The 19,708-nt window shown below is 58.2% G+C and carries 18 protein-coding genes, 1 other RNA gene, 2 pseudogenes and 1 other annotated feature; of the genes and pseudogenes, 14 read left to right on the forward strand and 7 right to left on the reverse strand.

The genetic code is table 11. The features are described 5' to 3' along the window. The coding region (locus tag VEB01_RS00455; protein WP_324872136.1) for a transposase at positions 1-362 on the forward strand (362 nt) is incomplete at its 5' end. A gap of 34 nt (positions 363-396) precedes the next feature. Here the strand turns inward: VEB01_RS00455 and VEB01_RS00460 are convergent. Next, positions 397-953, reverse strand: a pseudogene (locus VEB01_RS00460) (IS3 family transposase); the annotation flags it as partial. Further along, positions 559-675, reverse strand: a sequence feature (AL1L pseudoknot). (Overlaps the previous pseudogene by 117 nt.) Before the next feature lie 155 nt (positions 954-1,108). Between VEB01_RS00460 and VEB01_RS00465 the strand changes: the two are divergent. From VEB01_RS00465 to VEB01_RS00500, 8 genes are all read left to right on the forward strand, one after another. After that, positions 1,109-1,726 carry an ERG2 family protein gene (locus VEB01_RS00465; RefSeq protein WP_324872137.1) on the forward strand — a complete coding sequence of 206 codons (618 nt, stop codon included), beginning with the start codon at positions 1,109-1,111 and terminating at the stop codon, positions 1,724-1,726. 20 nt (positions 1,727-1,746) lie between these two features. After that, positions 1,747-3,030 carry a DUF1295 domain-containing protein gene (locus tag VEB01_RS00470; RefSeq protein ID WP_324872138.1) on the forward strand — a complete coding sequence of 428 codons (1,284 nt, stop codon included), beginning with the start codon at positions 1,747-1,749 and terminating at the stop codon, positions 3,028-3,030. Between the two features lie 294 nt (positions 3,031-3,324). Further along, positions 3,325-3,400, forward strand: a non-coding RNA gene (locus VEB01_RS00475) — sX9 sRNA. A gap of 118 nt (positions 3,401-3,518) precedes the next feature. After that, the gene (locus VEB01_RS00480; RefSeq protein WP_324872139.1) at positions 3,519-4,160 is read left to right on the forward strand and encodes a retropepsin-like aspartic protease family protein; all 642 of its coding nucleotides are present in this window, start codon (positions 3,519-3,521) and stop codon (positions 4,158-4,160) included. Between the two features lie 277 nt (positions 4,161-4,437). Then, complete coding sequence (gene gndA / locus VEB01_RS00485; RefSeq protein WP_324872140.1) at positions 4,438-5,949, forward strand: NADP-dependent phosphogluconate dehydrogenase; 1,512 nt, start codon at positions 4,438-4,440, stop codon at positions 5,947-5,949. A 293-nt stretch (positions 5,950-6,242) separates the two neighbouring features. Further along, positions 6,243-6,698: a DUF2934 domain-containing protein gene (locus VEB01_RS00490; protein ID WP_324872141.1), complete on the forward strand. Its 456-nt coding sequence runs from the start codon at positions 6,243-6,245 to the stop codon at positions 6,696-6,698. A gap of 178 nt (positions 6,699-6,876) precedes the next feature. Continuing rightward, the gene (locus VEB01_RS00495) at positions 6,877-7,122 is read left to right on the forward strand and encodes a hypothetical protein (RefSeq protein ID WP_324872142.1); all 246 of its coding nucleotides are present in this window, start codon (positions 6,877-6,879) and stop codon (positions 7,120-7,122) included. A 95-nt stretch (positions 7,123-7,217) separates the two neighbouring features. Further along, complete coding sequence (locus VEB01_RS00500; protein ID WP_324872143.1) at positions 7,218-8,813, forward strand: sensor histidine kinase; 1,596 nt, start codon at positions 7,218-7,220, stop codon at positions 8,811-8,813. A 316-nt stretch (positions 8,814-9,129) separates the two neighbouring features. On the opposite strand, the gene VEB01_RS00505 is transcribed toward VEB01_RS00500, so the two are convergent. Together VEB01_RS00505 and VEB01_RS00510 are read right to left on the reverse strand one after the other, a co-directional pair. Beyond that, entirely contained in the window at positions 9,130-9,600 is a 471-nt protein-coding gene (locus tag VEB01_RS00505; protein WP_324872144.1) for a PepSY-like domain-containing protein, read from the reverse strand. 388 nt (positions 9,601-9,988) lie between these two features. Continuing rightward, positions 9,989-12,496 carry a hybrid sensor histidine kinase/response regulator gene (locus VEB01_RS00510; RefSeq protein ID WP_324872145.1) on the reverse strand — a complete coding sequence of 836 codons (2,508 nt, stop codon included), beginning with the start codon at positions 12,494-12,496 and terminating at the stop codon, positions 9,989-9,991. A 454-nt stretch (positions 12,497-12,950) separates the two neighbouring features. Between VEB01_RS00510 and VEB01_RS00515 the strand changes: the two genes are divergently transcribed. Further along, positions 12,951-13,118, forward strand: coding sequence for a hypothetical protein (locus tag VEB01_RS00515; RefSeq protein ID WP_324872146.1), 168 nt, complete (start codon positions 12,951-12,953; stop codon positions 13,116-13,118). Between the two features lie 26 nt (positions 13,119-13,144). On the opposite strand, the gene VEB01_RS00520 is transcribed toward VEB01_RS00515, so the two are convergent. Then, positions 13,145-13,546 (reverse strand): hypothetical protein, encoded by a 402-nt coding sequence (locus VEB01_RS00520; protein ID WP_324872147.1) that lies wholly within the window; start codon positions 13,544-13,546, stop codon positions 13,145-13,147. 451 nt (positions 13,547-13,997) lie between these two features. Between VEB01_RS00520 and VEB01_RS00525 the strand changes: the two genes are divergently transcribed. From VEB01_RS00525 to VEB01_RS00535, 3 genes are all read left to right on the forward strand, one after another. Further along, complete coding sequence (locus tag VEB01_RS00525; protein ID WP_324872148.1) at positions 13,998-14,420, forward strand: hypothetical protein; 423 nt, start codon at positions 13,998-14,000, stop codon at positions 14,418-14,420. A gap of 353 nt (positions 14,421-14,773) precedes the next feature. Beyond that, complete coding sequence (locus tag VEB01_RS00530; protein WP_324872149.1) at positions 14,774-15,238, forward strand: DUF6763 family protein; 465 nt, start codon at positions 14,774-14,776, stop codon at positions 15,236-15,238. 661 nt (positions 15,239-15,899) lie between these two features. Further along, positions 15,900-16,559: a hypothetical protein gene (locus VEB01_RS00535; RefSeq protein WP_324872150.1), complete on the forward strand. Its 660-nt coding sequence runs from the start codon at positions 15,900-15,902 to the stop codon at positions 16,557-16,559. Between the two features lie 137 nt (positions 16,560-16,696). On the opposite strand, the gene VEB01_RS00540 is transcribed toward VEB01_RS00535, so the two are convergent. Next, the gene (locus VEB01_RS00540; RefSeq protein ID WP_324872151.1) at positions 16,697-17,599 is read right to left on the reverse strand and encodes an NAD(P)-binding domain-containing protein; all 903 of its coding nucleotides are present in this window, start codon (positions 17,597-17,599) and stop codon (positions 16,697-16,699) included. A gap of 85 nt (positions 17,600-17,684) precedes the next feature. Continuing rightward, a complete protein-coding gene (locus VEB01_RS00545; protein WP_324872152.1) occupies positions 17,685-18,377 on the reverse strand; it encodes a SagB/ThcOx family dehydrogenase in 693 nt (230 codons plus the stop codon). 466 nt (positions 18,378-18,843) lie between these two features. Between VEB01_RS00545 and VEB01_RS00550 the strand changes: the two genes are divergently transcribed. Beyond that, complete coding sequence (locus VEB01_RS00550; protein WP_324872153.1) at positions 18,844-19,548, forward strand: type 1 glutamine amidotransferase domain-containing protein; 705 nt, start codon at positions 18,844-18,846, stop codon at positions 19,546-19,548. A 28-nt stretch (positions 19,549-19,576) separates the two neighbouring features. On the opposite strand, the pseudogene VEB01_RS23205 reads toward VEB01_RS00550, so the two are convergent. Next, positions 19,577-19,708 (reverse strand): annotated as a pseudogene (locus tag VEB01_RS23205) (IS701 family transposase); the annotation flags it as partial.

The raw sequence follows: 19,708 nt of genomic DNA on the forward strand, positions 1-19,708 counted from the left end.
ATGGGGCGGCGACTTTGACCGAGGCCGAATCCGCCCTGGCGCGGTTTGGAGAAACCTGGGACGCCAAATACCCGGCCATCAGCCAAAGCTGGCGGGCGGATTGGACGCGCTTGACCGTGTTCTTCGATTATCCGCCGGAGATCCGCAAAGTGCTGTATACCACCAACGCCATCGAATCGCTCAATTTCAGCCTGCGTAAGTTGCTTAAAACCCGCGGTGCGTTTCCGAACGATGAGGCGATCCTGAAAGTCTTGTACCTTGGGCTGCAGCGGATCGAGAAGAAATGGACCATGCCGATCCAGGATTGGAAGCGGGCTTTGAACCACTTCGTGATCCTGCTGGGCGATCGCGTCACCCTATGAACTAATCCCAGTTACACACTTAACTTGACACCCCCCCTTCGCGATGCAATTGGTGCCAGACCTTGTCCGCGCCGTAGACCTGGAAATTCTCATCCCAAACCCGCTGGATTTGCTGACTCAAGCGCTCATCACGCACGGCTCGGGCCGATCTCCGGTCGGGATCGGCCCTCCGAGCGGCATGCAGGTAGTACGTTGATGGGGCAATCGGCAGCATCTTGCAGATCGGCTCGACCCCATAGGCGTCGCGATGCTCATCAATGAACGCCTTCATCGCTTGAACCGGCGGTCGAGCTCCGCCTGGGCAAAATAAGCCGACGCCTTGCGCAGAATTTCATTGGCCTGGCGCAGCTCACGTACCTCTCGCTCCAGTGCCTTGATCCGCTCTCGCTCGGTGCTGGTGAGCCCTTCGCTCTCACCACTGTCTTTCTCAGCTTGCCGTACCCAGCGGCGCAGCGTCTCGGCCGTATAACCGATCTTGGCCGCTATGGAACTGATGGCCGCCCACTGGGATTCATGCTCGCTCTGATGCTCTCGCACCATCCGAACGGCACGCTCCCTTATTTCCAGTGAATATTTTATCGATGTCTTCATGGCTCCATACTCTCAAAAGTTGGAGCCTCCAGGAAAGCCGGGGCGGTTCAAAACTAATGAGCCCGGTGCGGCACGAGTGGCCAAACTCCCGGCGGTTGGACGTTGCCTAGATGTACAAAGTGGCCGACCCGGCACAAGATCGTTGATGCGGAGTTGTGAACTTACGCCAGCCACGCCTTCACGCTTATCTGCCCAGGTGCGCAATGCGCTACGTGTTCGATATCGAGAGGCTTCACACCATCGCCCGACATGGAGTGGGAAAGCCGCATGACGAGATGGTGGGGACTGTGGTAGAGGCTGTTGTTAATGCGTATCCCGCCCACATCGATGCGAGCCGCCAGCGCAGGTGGCTTTTCAGCCTTACGGCGGGGGCAACCGGGGTGATGACCATCCTTCATGCGTCCTTGACCGAGTACCTCATTATTTTCGGAACCCCGGTCGGCACCGAGGGCTTCTCCGGCCGCTATCGCATGGATATTCATGACTTTGTATTGGCCGGTGAGGTCTGGACCTACCGGCCACATTGCTGCGGTGTCCGTGAGGTGGCTCGACCGGGCGATCACACCGTGCTGAAACGCGGTGAAGCTGAGGGGTTCAAAATCCCGGAAGCGGCCTGGATGTTAGAGTATGGTCGGGGTTTCGTACCTGCGGCGTTCCCGCTCATCCTGGGCGACGTGGTGTTCAGTGCTTTCGATGGGACGACGCTGGCCGAGACGGTGTGGGTATATGGCAAGATGGCGCTGCGCAAGCTGGTTGTAAACCGAAAGTTCTGAACCGAACGAGGGAGCGGCTGATGAACCGTGAAAACCCCGGATACGGCGTCACAGTCGACGCGGCGCGGCAAAAGTATGGTTTCGGCCTTTCTTGGCTGGTGCTCATGGTCGCCTTGCCGCCGCTCGTATACTACCTGTGGATCTGCGTCAGGTACTACCAAGGGGCGCTGGTGTTTCCGCGAGACACGGCAGGATGGCTGCAGCTTTGGTCACACGTCTCGCCGCCCACGTGGAAGGCGGCCGCGATCTACGGCGCCTGGTTTTTGTGGCAGGCGGCTTTACAAGTTTGGGCGCCTGGCCGCAAGGTTCTGGGAATGCCGCTGCCGGACGGGCGCCGGCTCGAGTATCGGATGAACGGGATGTTTTCCTTTCTGCTCACGCTCGGAGTGCTCGCTGGCGCGGTAGCGCTGGGTTGGCTGGATGCCACGCTCCTGTATGACCAGCTCGGTCCACTCATGACGGTGGTAAATATCTTCACCTTTGCCTTCTCCGGCTTTCTCTATGTCTGGGGCCTGAAGGGCGCCGGCTGGGAAGGGCCGACGGGGCGACCGCTCTATGACTACTTCATGGGTACGGCTCTCAATCCGCGGATCGGGTTCTTCGATATCAAGCTGTATTGCGAAGCCCGCCCCGGGATGATCTTCTGGATGCTCCTGAATCTCTCCATTGCGGCCAAACAATATGAACTGCAAGGCACGGTGACCGTGCCGATGTTACTGGTGGTCGGGTTCCAGAGCTTTTACCTCATCGACTACTTCATTCATGAAGAGGCCGTTCTCACGACCTGGGACATCAAGCACGAGAAGTTCGGGTGGATGCTCTGTTGGGGCGACCTTGTGTGGTTGCCCTTCACCTATACATTACAGGCACAGTACCTGGTTAACCATACGCACGACCTGCCGGCCTGGGGAATCACTGCTATTGTGGCTTTGAACCTTCTCGGCTATACGATCTTCCGCGGGGCAAACATCCAGAAGCACCGATTTCGACGCAACCCGGATCGACCCGTGTGGGGTCGACCTCCCGAGTACATCGAGACCGCCAAGGCAACGCTGCTGCTGACGTCTGGGTGGTGGGGCCTGTCACGCCACATGAACTACTTCGGCGACCTGATGATCGCCCTGTCGTGGTGCTTGCCGACTGCGTTCGGCCATGCTCTGCCTTACTTCCATATCGTCTACTTCAGCATTCTTCTCGTCCACCGAGAGCGGCGGGATGACACCATGTGTCTGGCGAAGTACGGAGAAGATTGGCGCCGCTACCGGGCACGGGTGCCATGGCGGATCGTGCCAGGCCTTTACTGAATCCGGCGCCCCCTGAAGCGCGCCCGATTCAAGAGCGAATCATCCTCCGGTGTATCCGGTAGTACTTGGTTTACCCGCTGAGCTATCGGCATAATGAAATGACGACAGAGGAGCGCGGTATCGATGTCGATCATGCCACGCTTAACCGGCGGGTGATCAAGTACACGCCAAGGAGCGCCTCGCAGCGGTCCAGGCCGCCTGCGGCAAACCGCTGCCCGGAGTAAGCGCTTAAGTACCTGTTTGCAAAACTACTGCGCGACCGTGATCCGGGGCCGGGCGGTGCTCGGCTTCCTCATGTACTCCATGTACACTCCGGGTCCTCCGCTCCGGCCGCCCCCGGCTGACGTCCGCTCGCTACTTTTTGCAAACAGGTTCTAAGGATTCTGGTCCAAGACGGATCTAACGGCCGAATGGCCAATCACGCGAGAAAACCGATGTTAAGACCTCGACCTCTACTCAGATATCTTTGCAGGCTCCTCCTCATCGGTATGGTGCCAGCGTGGGTCGAAGCGGAGACGCTTCGCGCTCAGCTGGAATCTTTGGCGAAAGACCGCGGTTTTGCCGTCGAAGGGCTGGACCGCATCGGGTCGGAAGCCGCGCGTGCAACGGCCGGTGACCTGCCTACCCGGCTCAAGAGCCTCCTCGAGGAGTATAACTACGTGCTCATGGGCGGGCAGCCCGGCGCAGTCGAACGGCTGGTGATCACCAGTGCCAAGATCCCAGTCCGAGAACGATCTCGTAACGCCACCATCAAGACGACGCGGCTCGGTCCCCATCATCAGGTGGATACAATATTGGTGGGACCGAACGGGGTGGCGCTGCCGATCACATTGATTGTCGACACCGGTGCCTCCACGCTCGCTTTGCCGGAGTCGATGGCCAGCGAACTCGGCTTCACTCCGGAGACGCTTCAGCAGGGTTTCAGCCACACCGCAAGCGATACCATACCGATCAAAGTAGGTATCCTCGAAGTCGTTCAGGTGGGTTCCGTCTTGGCAACGGCCGTGCCGGTCGCCTTTTTCCCGGACGACCGTCTTCAGGGCACCAAGCTCCTTGGGATGAGCTTTTTGAACCGGTTCCGGATGACCCTGGATGAGACGCAGAATGAACTGATTCTCCTGGCGAAATAATGCAGAATCCGGGGTGTTGCAGTGCCGCTATCGCAGGGGCTTCAGCCATGTTCATCGAATCGGCCATCTACTGACACAGAACTGAGTCACATTGGCTCCCCGGCTGTAGCGCGGACTCTCTTCAGCTAGGATACCCATGTAAATTAGCGCGTCGGATTGATCACCCTTCAGCAGCCGGCATCGATTGCCGATGTCGTCAAAATTCGCCGCTGAAAGGGATCAAATCAATGTGCGGATTAACAGTTGGGCTCATCATCCACCAACAATAGGTACCGTTATGAACAGTGACAACGCAGACATCGGGCTAATAGGACTGGCGGTCATGGGCCAAAACTTGGCGCTGAACATCGCCGATCACGGTTATACCATCGCGGTTTATAACCGCAGCCCCGAAAAAACCGAGGAATTCATGGCGCATTGCAAGCGGGAGGAGCCCTCCTGCGAGCGCGTCCTCGGTTTTACCGACCTTCAAGAGTTCACCCAAGCCATTCGGCGCCCACGCAAGATCGTCTTACTGGTCAAGGCGGGAGCGCCGACCGACCGCACCATCGAAAGCCTGCTGCCTCACCTCGAGCCCGGAGATATCATCGTCGACGGCGGCAACGCGCATTGGCTGGATACCATCCGCAGAGAGAAGGAGCTGACGGCCAAGGGATTTCTCTTTATCGGCTCCGGCGTTTCGGGCGGCGAAACGGGCGCGCGCTTCGGACCTTCGCTGATGCCGGGCGGCAGCTTGACGGCTTGGGCCGAACTTGAGCCGATCTGGCGCGCCATCGCCGCCAAGGTCGATCCACAAAGCGGCGCGCCTCTGGGGGGAGCCGTGCCCGGAAAGCCGGTCGAGGGCGGCGTGCCCTGCACCGCCTATCTGGGGCCGAATGGAGCAGGGCACTACGTCAAGATGGTGCACAACGGCATCGAATACATCGACATGCAATTGATCTGCGAAGCCTATTGGCTGATGAAAAACCTGCTGGGGCTCGATGCCGGCGCCATCGGAGCGATCTTTCGCGAATGGAATGCCGGCGAGTTGTCCAGCTATCTCATCGAGATTACCGGGGACATTCTGCAGCAGAAAGATCCCGCGGGCGATGGGTTCCTCGTCGACCAAGTACTGGACGCCGCCGGACAGAAAGGCACCGGCCAGTGGACCGCCGCCAGCGCATTGGAATTGGGCGCGCCGGCGAATTCGATCGCCGAAGCCGTATTCGCCCGCGCCTTGTCGGCCCTCAAGGAAGAGCGGGTCGAAGCCAGCCAATTGCTGAAAGGCCCGGACATTCAGCCGGCGGCCGACTCGGCAGCCCTGTTGGATGCGATTCGGAACGCGCTGTATTGCTCCAAGATTTGCGCTTACGCCCAGGGGTTCCAGTTGCTGTCGGAAGCGCAAAAAACCTACGGCTGGCAACTCGATTTCGGAACCATCGCGCAGCTCTGGCGGGGAGGCTGCATCATCCGTGCACGCTTTCTGCAAAAGATCACCGATGCCTACGCCCGGAATCCGGACCTGAAGAATTTGGTGCTCGATCCCTATTTCAAGGACGTCTTGCACGAAGGGCAAAGCCGATGGCGGCAGACGGTCGCCCTCGCCGTATCCAACGGTGTGCCCGTTCCCGCCTTCGGGTCCGCGCTCGCTTATTTCGACGGCTACCGCAGTGCCCGGCTTCCTGCCAACCTGTTGCAGATGCAGCGCGACTATTTCGGCGCCCATACCTACGAGCGGACCGACCATGCTCGGGGCAAGTTCTTTCACCTCGACTGGCCTGCCCCCGACCGTCCACAGATGGAGGTCTAAACGTGACATGGTCGGAGCCCCTGGTGAAGTCCTGAGCTTCCCGAAATACCTAAGGGTAGGGCGATTTTGTCGGGGATTCCAAATCCGAGAGGCCATCGACGATGACAACGGGGCTCATGTCGATGGCCCTCGCTAGACGAAGATTGTCGAGGACGGGAAGACACTCGTTTAAGGGATCTGAAACAATCAAACCCGATATTTTTGTCATTATTACCCGATGCCCCGATGTTTCGTGAGAGGATCTTCAAGGCTGAATCAGTGAGAACCGAATTTACCTCCAGTGGAGAAGTAGCATGAGTGAATCGACCATCGACACCACGAAAAAACCGGTATCCACCCCTAAGCGCAAAGCCGGCAAGACCTCCGAGGCCGCGAGCAAGGCTGCGGATGCGGGATCGGAAAAACCGGAGGTCATCGCAACACCCGCCAAGGCTTCGCCCACCGCGGGAACCAAGCACAAAAAGCCCAAGCCGGCTGCGCGCCAAGCCGTTGAGGCGAAACCACGCGAGACCGTCGCCACCCCTCGGGCCCGCTCCTCGGCGACAGGAAAGGACGTCAGCCGGATCGCCGCGTTCAAACGGGCTCAACGGCCGAATCAGGAGACCGTTGATCGCATGGTAGCGGAGGCGGCGTATTATCTGGCCGAGAAACGCAACTTCGCACCCGGCTTCGAAGAGGAGGACTGGCTCGCGGCCAAGGCGCAGATTTTGGCGCAGCTCGAAGAGGCGAAGAACCCGCTGGCGAAATAAAAGGCGATTGATCCATCTCGAATAGTTCTAGGTTTAAAGCCTAAATCCGCTTGCCTCGGAAGTGGTAATAGATCACAGCATCCGTTCGCCGAACGCGGTAACGTCTGCTCAAGGTGCCAAGGCTCCAAGTCCTCTGGCCCTCGAATCGTCTATCCACCCCGAGAAGAGAGTCGATCAAATGTCTACGATAATGTCTCAACCCTCTGTCAGTGGCTTGGCTAAATTATTGTTATTGGGTTTGGCGGTGTCCGCTACATCTTTGCTGGCCGCCCTTGTCTTCGTGGTGTTTATTCTGGTGCCCGAGGACGTTCGGAGTGCCACGCTCCGCGGCACCCCGTTCCAGTGGGACACGGTCGTCAATGCGACCGGCATCGATAATCCGGCTGGTATGCCCTTGCCGGATATAACCGGGCGCAAACCTTAGCGATGGACCGCGGGCAGCCCGGGAGCTCAGCCACGCTAGCGACTCTCCTCGAGCGATTGGCCTTGGCTCATCCGGATGGGCTCCGTCGAGGTCCTTTGTTGAAACGCCTTTTCTTCAACGGCCATGTGGCAGGGCTACTGGCCGCTTCGGTCATTCTGTTGGTCTTAAAGTCTCTTCAGCCCTTCTTTAACGGCTCGCCCCCGCTGCTGCTCTTCCTGGTGGCCGTCATGCTGGCGGCGTGGTTTAGCGGATTCAGCGCCGGATTGCTGATTACCGGATTAAGTGGACTGGCCAGTGCCTATTTTTTGGTCAACCCCGAGCATTCGTTCGCCATAGCCGATTCGGGCGACCGACTGCGTCTCGTGTTTCTGGTGAGCGTAGGCGTCGTTCTCAGCCTGATTATCGAGCGGTTGCGCCAGGCGGAACGGCGCGTTCTGCAGACGGTTTTGGAGCGCAAGCAAGGGCTTTACCGTGAGGTGGTGGAACGCCGGGAGACCGAGAAAGCCTTGCTGGACGCCAAACGGGCGCTGGAACTGGAAATCGCCGAGCGTAAGGACGCCGAGGCGGTCCTACGCCAGAGCGAGAACCTCCTTCGCCTGATTACCGACACCACCCCAGCGGCGATTTCCTACGTGGACTGCAAGTATCGCTATCGATGGGTCAATGAGACCTACGAACGCTGGTTTGGCGAAGATTGGGCACAGATCCGCGGCCGGCGTGTTCGTGACGTTATGGGTGACGTGGCGTGGCAGCACATCCAGCCCCTTCTGGATCGGGCGCTGTCCGGGGATACCGTCGCCTTCGAGCTGGAGGTGCCTTATCAGGCGAGCGGTACGCGCTGGATCAGCGCCACCTACACACCGGATACGGATGCCGAGGGCCAGGTGCGAGGCGTCGTCGCGCTGGTCAACGATATCGCCGATCGCAAGCAGATCGAGGCGAAACTGCAGGAACAGGCCGACCAACTGCGTGAAGCCGATCGACGCAAGAATGAATTTCTCGCCATGCTCGGCCATGAACTCCGAAATCCTCTGGCGCCCATCCGCAACGCCGTGAAAATCATGCGGAGGCCGGACGCGCCGGACCCCGCGCTCCACTGGGCGCGCGAGGTGGTGGACCGGCAAGTCGAACACCTGGTGCGATTGGTGGACGATCTCCTCGATGTCTCACGAATTGTCCAAGGCAAGCTGACCCTGCAAAAAGCCTCGGTGGAGTTGGCGGCGCTAATCGATCAAGCGGTCGAGACCTGCGAGCCACTCCTCGATGCACGTCGTCATCGGTTCGTTGTTTCCATACCGGATCAGTCGGTGCGCATCGAGGGCGATGCCGTCCGGCTGGCGCAAGCGGTCTCGAACCTCCTCGTGAATGCCGCCAAGTACACCCCGGACGGTGGGGAGATTTGGCTCACCGCGACGTGTGAAAACGGCGAAGTCCTCATTTCAGTGCGGGATACCGGCGAAGGCATTTCCCCAGCGCTCTTGCCGCACCTATTCGAGGTCTTCACTCAAGCCGAACGCACACTGGATCGGGCTCAAGGCGGCTTGGGGCTGGGCTTGACCATTGTGCAAAAGATTGTCGAACTGCACGGCGGCCACGTCGAAGCGTACAGCGAAGGGCCTGGGAGAGGCAGCGAATTTGTGGTGCGCCTGCCGCTCGATCTCGCGGCGATTTTACCAGAAAACGCAGCCTGAGGTTCTACGCTGGGTTAGCGTCTTTCGCGTGGCCCTTAGATTCAAGATAGGCCCGAGGATGCCTGCTGAATTCTTATCGAGGAGGAGATCCATTCAGATGTCGATGACCATAACTCACAACAGCGGCGTTCAGGCGCTGTATCACGGATTTCAGCAGCCAAACGACGCGACTGGGCGTAGTGAAAATCAACAGCCGGGGTAGCAATTCATCAGTACCATTGCTCTGCGTAAATCATGACCAAATAGCAATTCGTGGATTGATAGGCGACCAGCTGACCGATCAAAGCCGGGTTGCTTCCGCCTGCCCTGGAGAGCTTCAGCAGCGCGATAGGATTTTTCCATTCGTATCAAATTCAACCTCTCGCTCTCTTTTGCCTTCCCTGATCTCAACTTCATAGCTTGTTACGGTACCGCTGGTATTGGAAACTTGAAAGGCTCGCTGGAGCGTAGCACGTGGATGGGTATCCTTTACCGCTTGCAATACAGCTTCAGGCAGCTCGTTGATTTTAATGACCTTCTCGGTTTCCATCAAAGTGCCGTCGGCGCTATATACCTCAGACCGTTCCTGGGCTTTCTCATCCTGAAAGGCGATTTCATAGGCATTTTTCCCGTCGATAGTTTCTTCCTCGTACTTTACGCGCTTGGCCGTAGGATGATCTTTTTGGAAAGCCGCGAGGACTGCTTGAGGGATATCCTGCTTGCTCAGTAATGGTTCATGCGCGGCGACAGGCGAAAAATCTACGATGGCCACCCCAACTATGGCGGCAATAAACAGATGTTTATTCATAATATTTCATCCTGAAGATTGACTCCGATTCCTCTTAGACACCCGTTCACCCCTAGATTCGGTTTCTGGCCTGCCGACTTTTCCGGCTCTCACACTCCAGTGGGGCCGGGTGAAACCGCCAAGCACCCAGATTCGTTATCAGCGTACACGTCTGACCCGGGGCGGCATGGATTTCTGAGCCTCTCAAGAGTCAACGAAAGTCCATACAGGTTCGGATACAAGAAAACCTTGCTCCTGCATCGTGCTCGACGCTGATCAATACACCAAGTTGAATTACAGTCGCGTTCTCGGGAATGGGGAGGTCTTGCGTAAACGGCCGTTTATGAAAGGGCAAGATGTCACCGAGCCGCAACGCGCGTATGGCGCGCAGTAGTTTGAAGACAGCCTCTTAGATAGATCGTGCGCCTAGTGAGGCGAGCAAGGCTTTAAGGGGATCGGGATCGATCGGCTTGACCAGATGATAATTGAAACCCGTCGCCGCGGTACGCGCTCGATCCTCGGCTTGCCCGTATCCCGTTAAAGCGAAAAGCATCATCGAATCTCCATAGTCCTTCCGTAGGCGCTGGGCCACTTCGTAGCCACTCATTCCGGGCAAACCGAGATCGAGTAAGACTACATCCGGCTTATACGTACGGCAGGCGTCCACAGCGGCGTGGCCATCATGGACGACGTGCGTTTCATGCCCCCACAAATTCACCAGCAGGGCCATCGATTCCGCCGCGTCGTAGTTGTCGTCCACCACCAACACCCGTAGCGCGGCCCGTGCTTCCGACGTCGGCAGCACGCCCCTAGAAAAGGAGGGCGGCTCGGTTTTTCGGGATAAGAGCGGGAGGTGGATAATGAACTCGCTGCCTTTTTCGGTGCCTTCGCTGCGCGCTTCGACGTGGCCGCCATGCATGTCCACCAGCCGTTTGACCAATGAAAGCCCAATGCCTAATCCCCCGCGGGCGCGGTCAATCCCCGGATTGACCTGGGCAAAGAGGTCGAAGATGCCGGGGAGGTCGTCCTGGGCAATGCCAATGCCGTTGTCGCGGACCGAGACGAGCGCTTCTCCGTTCCGGTCTTCGACGGTTACCCAGATATGCCCGCCATCCGGGGTGTATTTGATGGCATTGTTGAGGAGATTATCGAGCACCTGCGTTAACCGGACTTCATCTCCCTCGATGGCAAGAGGGCAAGGCGGCAAGGTCGACGTGACCGTATGCTGGTGCGTCGATGCGATGGGCCGATGATTTTCCACCACCCGGGTGGCTAGCGCCACAAGATCCACCGACTGCTTTTGCAGGTTGATCTTGCCGCGCGTTACCCGTGAAACGTCCAGAAGGTCGTCCACCAGCCGGGCCAGGTGCTGCGTCTGCCGCTCGATCATCTCGAGAGGCCGGTGACACTCGGGAAGAGGCGGCGTTTGGCGATGCAGGATATGAACGGCATTGCGGATCGGCGCCAAGGGGTTGCGGAGTTCATGGGCCAGCATCGCCAGGAATTCGTCCTTGCGGCGGTCGGCTTCGGCAAGCTCCACCGCGCGGCGCCGTAACGAGTCTTCGAGCCGCTTGCGCTCGCTCAAATTGACGACGAAAGCAATCCAGGTGAACGGGGAGCGCTCCAGCACGGTGGCGCAGAGTAAGATCGGCACCCGGGCGCCGTCCTTGCGAATGAATTCTTTCTCAAAGGGTGTAACGGCGCCGTGATTAAGCAACTGGTCCCGCGCCGCTTCATCCAAGAGACGGTACTCGGGCGGCGTCATTTCCGGCCAGCGCAATTTCCCGGCCGCCAGGTCTTCACGACTGTAACCCATCATATCCAGGAAGATCTGGTTGGCGTTGCGGATCTGGTCTTCAACCCCTTCCAGCACCCCGATAACGTTCGCCTCCACCAAGCGCCGGGCGCGCATCTCGCTTTCGCGCAATGCCTCTTCGGTTTGCCGACGTTCGATAGCCAAGGCCAGAATGTGGGCGACGGCCCGCAGAAACTGGGCATCATCCTGGGTAAAAGCGCGGCACTGAGTCGTATGCACGCCCAAGACACCATAGGGACGCGCATACCCGGGAATGGTGATGCTCATGCCGCTCACCACGCCATGCTCAAAGAGTAAGGGCGGTCCGCTGAACCGTGTCTCGCTGCGGAGGTCTTCGACGATGACCGGCTCTCCGGCGATCAACGTGCTCTCGTCGGCCGGTTTGGAGAGCAGCAGCGTATAGCCTGCCTGGGAGTCCAGATCGGCGCCGACCGTTGCCTCCCCCACATATCCTTCCTTCCAGCCCACGCCTGCCTTCAGCCGCAACGCCTGCCCATCGGGGAGAAGTTCCAAGACCTTGGCATACTCGATTCTGAGACACCGGGCGATCTGCGCCACGGTGTGCTCCATCAGCCGGTCAAGTCCGATGCCAGCCAAGGCCAATTGGCTCAGATCGGCGATGGTCGCCTTCAGGTGCGCATGCTCCTGTATCTCCGCCTCGACTGTCTTGTACGCGGTGATATCGCGTATGACGCCTATGGTCAGCGTGCCTTCGGCTGAGTTGGTCGGCGCCAGGTGGACATCTACTGGGAACTCGGTGCCGTCCCGACGCCGGCCGTAGAGTTCGGGACGATGGCTCACCTTGAGCCGGTAAGGTGCCGCAATATAGCGTTGCCGCTGGTCGATATGGCGCTCTCTATAGCGATCCGGAAGCAGGATCTCGATAGGTTGACCTTGCAAGTCTCCGCGGTCATAACCGAACAGTCTTTCCAGCTCCGCGTTCATCTGCAGGATGCGTCCCCGAGAATCGATGACCACGATGGCATCCGGTAAGGCTTCGAAGAGTGCCTGACACAAGGTCTGATTCGCAGGCAGTGCCTCTTTATTAGCCTTGGCGGCATCCAATAGGGCTTCAAAAGAGCAGAGATTTTTCTGTTTCATGGTGTGCTGCAGCTGCGTTAGGACAGCTAGGCTACTGAGTTTACCTCTTCTGCCCCCTTAATAGTGATGTTTGTCTTATTGGACTAATCAGTCGGTTTTCTGCCGTCAGCGGGGGATGGTAGGGGAAGGCCACCGAAGTGAGTCATCGGAATGCCTCGGAGGGAGTCCGGTATTTGCGTACGGGTGTTGTCTCACTTACGGTCTGGCATATAGACCTGGTCGCCGACAGCTTCATTCCCTCCGATAATGCTTGCGGAACAGGGCGAAAGCCGCGAGAAACAGCTTTTCACACACACTCTTAGACGGAGTTCGGCTCGGTTCAGCCATCGCGAAGGCGGCGGCCGCGCTGCAATCGTCACTCCTGAGCCTAGTAGTCTATCCGAGTTCATGTGACGGGTAGCTGAAATCGGATATGCTCCAAAGCATTCACTGGTTGAGTGACAGGAGCATTCCGATGCCAAAGAAATACCACGTTCAACTGTCTGTAGAGGAACGACAGCTCTTGGAAAGCCTCATTCGCCGAGGCAACGCTCCGGCGCGCACGCAAACTCATGCACGAATCCTGCTCAAGGCGGATTGGTCCGCTGCCGCGATCACCGTTTGCCCCTTGAAGGGAGATTAAGAGAAGCCAAGCCGCGGGCGTCTGGTCTATCCGCGGGCGATCAGGGCTGCGAGGATGAGTCCAGCAATTACGTTCCCGCCGATGCTCACCATAAGCTCTCGCGTGAAAAAAGCCTGCGGTTGCATTTTGCCGAGCTTGGGATTCTTGTGCTTAGCCGTTATCTCGATGGTTCCGGCGGAGATGTTCCGCGCTATTGTCCGGACCCGCTCCATAACCTCCGTTTCGGTGTGCAAGGCGGGGTGATATTTGATCAGAAAGGTCCCCGTGGTGATGTTCGGTTCGGCATGGTAGATCCCCTTCGCCTGAGGATCCCCGAGGAGGCTTTGCTTGAGCAACTCGGCCAAGGTCCGCTTGTTTCTGATCAGCGGCACCCGGACACGGATTCGGTTCGGAACCTTGTTGTGGACGATGGTGATTGTCTCGGGCATTGCGTGCTCCATCGAGCCAGGATAAAAAAATCGAAGGCATTTTTTAAAGGGATCTGGTCTTTCAGACACGAAAACGTCTGAAGAATGCCGCAAGTTCCCTGTGCCTCGGACAGCTTCTGACGAGCCACGGATTTACCCCTAGCCTCTTGACCTTATGACAGAAACATCTGCGGCCCCAGATTGCCGTTGTCCGTTCGGCTGAAGAACGGGCGCGAGAGCCATGCGGTAACGAGAAACCTCGGATAAGGTCTAAATAATCGGACTCTCCGTTTTCGGCTGGACAGAGCTTGATTGGTTATGGCGATCGCTCGGTCCGCACATCGGCTTACGAGAAACGAGCCCAGTTCTTGTACCTTAGCGGGCGAGGGGTTCATGTTCGGGATCATACCAAACGGGCCGAGCGGCTCGCAGCCGACAACACTACAACTGCCGTTCGGGACGCGAGGTGCTTATGAGTTCCAGGCTTATCAATCCTCTTTGGCTTCGTTCGGCGCTTGTGGCGCTGACCACAGCGTTATCGGCAGGCTGCGCTACGGCTCCGGCGCACATCACTGAACTTAGCGATCGCGAGATCTGCCGCGGTTACGGCATTTACTCCGCATGGTTCATCTCTCACCCCTTGGCAGAACAATACAAAGGCGAAATAGAACGACGAAAACTTGTCACGTCTGAAGAATGGTCATTGGTGGCGCAAGAGCGAATTCAAAAGGGCATGAGTTGGTGCGCCCTTTATGCTTCATGGGGCGTGCCGATCAGCGAACATCCATCAGATCGGGATGAGGGCGAAATCCAGCATGTTTACCATACAGGCTGGCGTATATCGCCCGGATCCGTATACACGAAAAACGGCAAGGTCGAAGCTTGGGGTTACTGATAAAGGTTTCATTAGTACGGATGTCGCCGGAGAGAGTCTTCACCCCGAAGCCGGACTGCATAAAGGGACGCACGGCTATTAGGTGCAGGCCGGCCCCGCACACCAGCCATAGCGCGATTTTGTGACAGATCATTCAGCGGCCGGCAGTGGACGGCGTCGCACGATTTCACCCTATATGCCCGCCGCGACAGCGGAACGGCCGATGGCTTCAATAGCCTAATCCGCTATATGACCGGACAAAAATCCCTATCCGAACTATCGAAACGTTTAGACCGAGGTAATCCTGGTTTTACTCGGGATGCTCGCTGATAGGGCGAGGACTCGGTTTGCTATATGAAGGGGAGAGCGGAACGATGAACTCTGAAGCAGATCCTATCGTCGGCAATTGGTATCAACATCTGGATAAGGGTCAAGCCTTTCAGGTCATCGCCGCGGACGAAAAGGCGGATTCGGTGGAGATCCAGCATTTCGACGGCGACGTGGAAGAAATGGATTTCGACGCCTGGTACCGGCTCGAAATTCAGCCGATCGAGGCACCGGAGAATTGGAGCGGGCCTCTGGATGTCGCGGAAGTGGACGATCTTACCGGCACTGAGGTTTCCGATACGCCTCCCGAGGATTGGGCCGAGCCTCTGGAAGAAATCGTGAAACCCCAGGATCGACCTGCGGCAGAAACTCCGGAAGAAGGCGGAGACGAATGGGGCGAGGGCTACCCCGAGGAAGAACCGTTGGAGCAGGAGCCTTCGGCGGAAGCGCCGGAAGAGCCCGGCGAGAAAAAGCCGCGGCAAGAGAGCGGCGAACCTTGGTCGCAGGACTGAGCACGTTTTTCCGGACCGCTTGAACACATACGGCTATCTGGACTTTCGGCATTGTCGCGCTATGAAGCGAACCCGAGCATCGCCGCTTTGAGCCGATGATCGACACCAGCCGCGACCAATCTCGACGGGCCGCTCGGCGCCTGCACTACAGCGTTTTCCGGTTCGGTGTAGCGCCCCCGGTCCGAGACGACGAGGCGCAGCTTGTAGGCCGGGATAAGGCGGTAGCCGTTCCCGGCAATCGACGTACGAAACGCCGGATACGCTTCGCTTAATCCGGCCTACGGTTTGGGCAAGGAACCCGCGTACGGGGCGGCTCCCTGCTTCAAACGAGTCGCCCCCTTAGCGGCATCTGTTAGGCGACCTCCTCATCTGTGCACCGCCACACCATAGCGAAAAATGCTTTAATACGACCGAACTGATGGCCGCGCTAAGCTGGTCGATCCAACGGCCTTCGCCGAACGCATCGGACACCGCGCCGAGCGGCGGGTACGCCTGCAACCTGCCCATCGCTTGACGGCAACGGCCGTGCGCGAAATCGCACCGTAGCTTCGCAGTGAGTCGATTGAAACCGCATCTCATTCGAAAAGTGTGGAGTTTCTGCTCGACTCATTCAAAATGAACCGGCTCCATCCGACCGTCATTGGATCGAGCGGACTAAGCCATGGAGAAAACTTCGAATTTCAAACGGGACACGGCCTGGCTAATCCCTTCAAAGCTTCTAAAATCTGAGAGCTACATCAACGGAGGCGCCGAGGTGAAAGCTATGCTGTACCGAAAGTGGATCGACTATGTCATAGGATTTTTAAGTCTCGTCGCCTGGATCACACTGTTCGGCTCAGGGCTGCTGATTTCGTCGCGCCCCTACCGTGACCATCTCGCAACATCATTCAATTGGCTCGATTTCGTTGCTGCTACTTCTCTATACACCTATACCAACGTCGCCCTTCTGACATGCCTTGCTGGCGTGATAGGCGGTGTATCGAGCCGGTTGACATTTCACGGGCATCAAACGGACTCTGAAACCCAAGGCGAGTCCACAGACCCGGGCAACCAGTTAGGGCCCGTAAGCATGGCCTACCGGATCGAGTCTCCATTGGCCAGCATGTGCCGTAGCTTTTTGGTCTATCTGTTGTACATCGCTGGTTTAGCCATCGGCATTCCCGGAGGGACCGAAGCCCTCAGCGACACAACCGCCGACCAGTATCTAAGGATGGCGGGTCTATTATCCTTGCTGGGGTTTGCTGTCGGTTACGATCCCACCTTGTTTCACTCAATCTTAGCCAATATACCTGCGCCGATTAGGAAGAAGGCCGGCGAGTAGCAGCTAAACCGCGCCCCATTTGAAAGATGGAGTTACCGTTGTCATCGTGGCAGCTCAAAAACGGCGGCTTTCAAATGAGAATAGGTTTAAAGCACGGCGACATTTTGTAGGATGCGGCGCAAAGCATCGACAGTAACTCAGAGGAAAGTCTGTTCCGAATCTTTACGCAAGGCTCCCCAGAGGGCGCCCAGAGGCAGGTCGAGCAGCGAATAAGCCCGATGCTTCAAACCCGGCAGCGCCCGGGTCGCCGCCAGCATCATTTGAGCGCTCAGGGCAGCCTCGGAAAGGCGGGCCTCGAACATCAGATACTGGTGTTTCGTTTGGCCGGCCGAACCGTGGCGTTGCAGAAGCACGCCGTGCTCGTCTTCAAGAGCCGCCAGACTCTCGACCTGAAACACGGCGGTGCTATCGCCGCCGAACAGTGGGTCGGCGGCAATGGCGCCTTTGACCTCTTCCAGTCTCGTGTCTTCCGCCAATTCCACGTACACATAGCGCTGCACCTGCCCATCGGCGTCCCGGTGCTCGGTGGAGAGCGCTCCCCTGACGCCCGGCACCGAACCGGCCACCGTGGTGTGGTGTAGGCTGATGCCGGGCCGGTGGCTGATGTCGGTGTGTCCTTTCGGCGTGAGCAGGGCGAACAAGTCCCGCATCAGGGACAGCGCGCCGGGATCCCAGCCGGCGCCTACGATAGCGGGTCGTTCGAAGCGAATTGCCCAGCGATCGATGGCCTGTTTGTGTTCAAGGACGGCGTCGCCATGGAACCTTGCGCACTCGACGACCGGCAAGCCGTGCTGGAGCAGATCGTGTACGCACCCCTTAACCCACTCCGCCGGAACGCATACCAGCACCGCATCGAGGCCGGACAACTCGCGGATATGGGAAACAACCCGAACCCGATCGAAAGGCGTGGGCAGAGTTTGCGCCGACTCCGGCCGGCGTACGACACCGGTCAGGACAATCTGTTCATCTTCCCGTGCCGCTTCGGCACAGGCCAGACCGAGTCGGCCGAAACCGACGATGGCAATCTGCAGACGTCGCATGGTTCACTCCCTGAGATATTGAAAATCGTCAACTGCCACGGTGACGTTCCGGATTCCGCGGCGCATCGCTCTCGTCGCCGGGATTTCAGCGCGGATTGCCGATTGGCACCAGGTACAGGACTTTTTCCTCGGAAGGCAGATCCAGAACTTGCGCCGCCCGCTCGTCGTCGAAGTCGCCGAGCGGCGTGCCGCCGAGCCCCAGGGCCACCGCCTGGAGCAGCACATTCTGCGCGGCGTGCCCGGCTTCCATATCGATGTAACGAAGGCCGCGGGAGCCGTACTTTTCTGTCGTTCTCTCCTCCACGGCGGCGAAGACCAGGATCGCTGCGCTCTCTTTCAGCCAATCCTGATGCTGCGCCGCGGCGGCGAGATCGGCCCGAAAGTCGCCGCGGTGAATCCCTTTGACTCTATGCCGGTTTGGGAGGTACCGGTAAGTGCCCGCCGGCACATTGCTCACGTCCCCGGCTATCAGATAGAGCTCCAGGGGATAAAGCGCACCGGCCGAGGGTGCGGTCCTGAGATGATCGTCGCGGGTGATCCCCTGGGCGGCCCACAAGAGTTGGGACACATCCTGCAACGAAATCGGCGTCCCGAGAAAATCTCTCACCGAAGCGCGTCGATGCAGAGTTTCTTCGAGCGACATGGGACCCGTGGTTTGTGGCGGGGGCAGCACGATAGTCTCCGCGGATATTATCCGGTGTCTCCCCGTATCGAACGACTTTGCGACGGGAAGAGCGGTATAGGCCGCAAGAATGCCGGCCAGGAGAAATCGCAGCATGAGAGATCGCGGTACGCAAGGTCCGCAAAAAGCCTTCCGCATCGTTCACCTCCATCATAAGAACAATAATCGGTTTTTCGGCCTGGCTTCGATGGTTCGAGCCGATTGCGGGCGTATTGATAATCGTGCTCGAACATCGAGACGACGACATTCCAGTCGTACATGCCGGCTTCTGTAAGGATACGCTTCAATATCACATAGACCAAAATGTGCAGCCGGCGTTTGCCGAAGGAATCCTTCGGCCCGCGGAGTGCTTCGGCAAGCCGCCCGCGTGAAAGCGGCCGAGGACTACAAGTGCCGGGCGGAACGTGGATGTGAACCGTGCCTTCTACGGTGAACGACACCGCCGCGTTCGGGTCGGACTTGAAAGTGCCGGTATTTTTTCGGATCGGCGCCGCGCCCGGGATGAATCGGTGAGAACCGAGGGTTTGCTTGAGCGCCGCAGCAATACACCAAGGAGACGACTATGAAAGTACTGATGGTGCTGACGTCGCACGACACGCTGGGCGACACCGGCAAAAAAACGGGGTTTTGGCTGGAGGAGTTTGCCGCTCCGTACTTCGTATTCAAAGATGCGGGCATCGAAATCACGCTGGCTTCGCCCAAGGGTGGGCAACCTCCGCTGGACCCCAAGAGCGACGAGCCGGAGGCACAAACCAAGGCGACGCAGCGCTTCAAGCAGGATAAAGCCGCCCAAGCTGCTCTGGCTAACACTGTCAAACTAGCGGGCGTCTCGGCCGCGGATTACCATGCCGTGTTTTACCCCGGCGGTCACGGCCCGTTGTGGGATTTGTCCGAGGATCCGGATTCGATCGCGTTGATCGAAGCCATGTATGCCGCCGGCAAGCCGGTTGCCGCGGTGTGCCATGCTCCTGGCGGGTTCCGCCATGCCAAAGCGGCGAACGGTTCTTCTCTCGTATACGGGAAATCCGTGACAGGCTTCGCCAATGCCGAGGAGGAGGAGATTGGGCTCACCGAGGTCGTGCCGTTCTTGGTGGAAGATGAATTAAGAAAGAACGGCGGCAAGTATTCGAAAGTCGATAACTGGAAACCTTATGCCATTGCCGACGGTAACTGGATTACCGGGCAGAATCCCGCCTCGTCGGAAGCCGCCGCAAGAGAGGTTCTGAAACAATTGGATGCTCGGATGGTTAGTCAGCGTGCAGGTTAATTAAGGGGTCAGGCTTTGATCTCAGGACTTACGCAAGACGCATTTCTAGCGAAGGATTTTTAAGTTGTCGAATAAGGTAGTCATCCAGTAAGCCGTGCTTGAGTTGATAGACCGTTCGACCGGTTTGAGCCGCCAAGGACTTGAGCCGGACCCAGACCAG

This window comes from Methylocaldum sp. (assembly GCF_035627495.1).
Taxonomy (GTDB): Bacteria; Pseudomonadota; Gammaproteobacteria; order Methylococcales; family Methylococcaceae; genus Methylocaldum.

Excerpts from the sequence above, each read along its gene's own strand:
- VEB01_RS00470 (WP_324872138.1), top strand. The coding sequence starts at position 1,747 with ATGAACCGTGAAAACCCCGGATACGGCGTCACAGTCGACGCGGCGCGG.
- VEB01_RS00480 (WP_324872139.1), top strand. The coding sequence starts at position 3,519 with ATGGTGCCAGCGTGGGTCGAAGCGGAGACGCTTCGCGCTCAGCTGGAA.
- gndA (WP_324872140.1), top strand. The coding sequence starts at position 4,438 with ATGAACAGTGACAACGCAGACATCGGGCTAATAGGACTGGCGGTCATG.
- VEB01_RS00490 (WP_324872141.1), top strand. The coding sequence starts at position 6,243 with ATGAGTGAATCGACCATCGACACCACGAAAAAACCGGTATCCACCCCT.
- VEB01_RS00495 (WP_324872142.1), top strand. The coding sequence starts at position 6,877 with ATGTCTACGATAATGTCTCAACCCTCTGTCAGTGGCTTGGCTAAATTA.
- VEB01_RS00505 (WP_324872144.1), bottom strand. The coding sequence starts at position 9,600 with ATGAATAAACATCTGTTTATTGCCGCCATAGTTGGGGTGGCCATCGTA.
- VEB01_RS00510 (WP_324872145.1), bottom strand. The coding sequence starts at position 12,496 with ATGAAACAGAAAAATCTCTGCTCTTTTGAAGCCCTATTGGATGCCGCC.
- VEB01_RS00515 (WP_324872146.1), top strand. The coding sequence starts at position 12,951 with ATGCCAAAGAAATACCACGTTCAACTGTCTGTAGAGGAACGACAGCTC.
- VEB01_RS00520 (WP_324872147.1), bottom strand. The coding sequence starts at position 13,546 with ATGCCCGAGACAATCACCATCGTCCACAACAAGGTTCCGAACCGAATC.
- VEB01_RS00525 (WP_324872148.1), top strand. The coding sequence starts at position 13,998 with ATGAGTTCCAGGCTTATCAATCCTCTTTGGCTTCGTTCGGCGCTTGTG.
- VEB01_RS00530 (WP_324872149.1), top strand. The coding sequence starts at position 14,774 with ATGAACTCTGAAGCAGATCCTATCGTCGGCAATTGGTATCAACATCTG.
- VEB01_RS00535 (WP_324872150.1), top strand. The coding sequence starts at position 15,900 with ATGGAGAAAACTTCGAATTTCAAACGGGACACGGCCTGGCTAATCCCT.
- VEB01_RS00540 (WP_324872151.1), bottom strand. The coding sequence starts at position 17,599 with ATGCGACGTCTGCAGATTGCCATCGTCGGTTTCGGCCGACTCGGTCTG.
- VEB01_RS00545 (WP_324872152.1), bottom strand. The coding sequence starts at position 18,377 with ATGCTGCGATTTCTCCTGGCCGGCATTCTTGCGGCCTATACCGCTCTT.
- VEB01_RS00550 (WP_324872153.1), top strand. The coding sequence starts at position 18,844 with ATGAAAGTACTGATGGTGCTGACGTCGCACGACACGCTGGGCGACACC.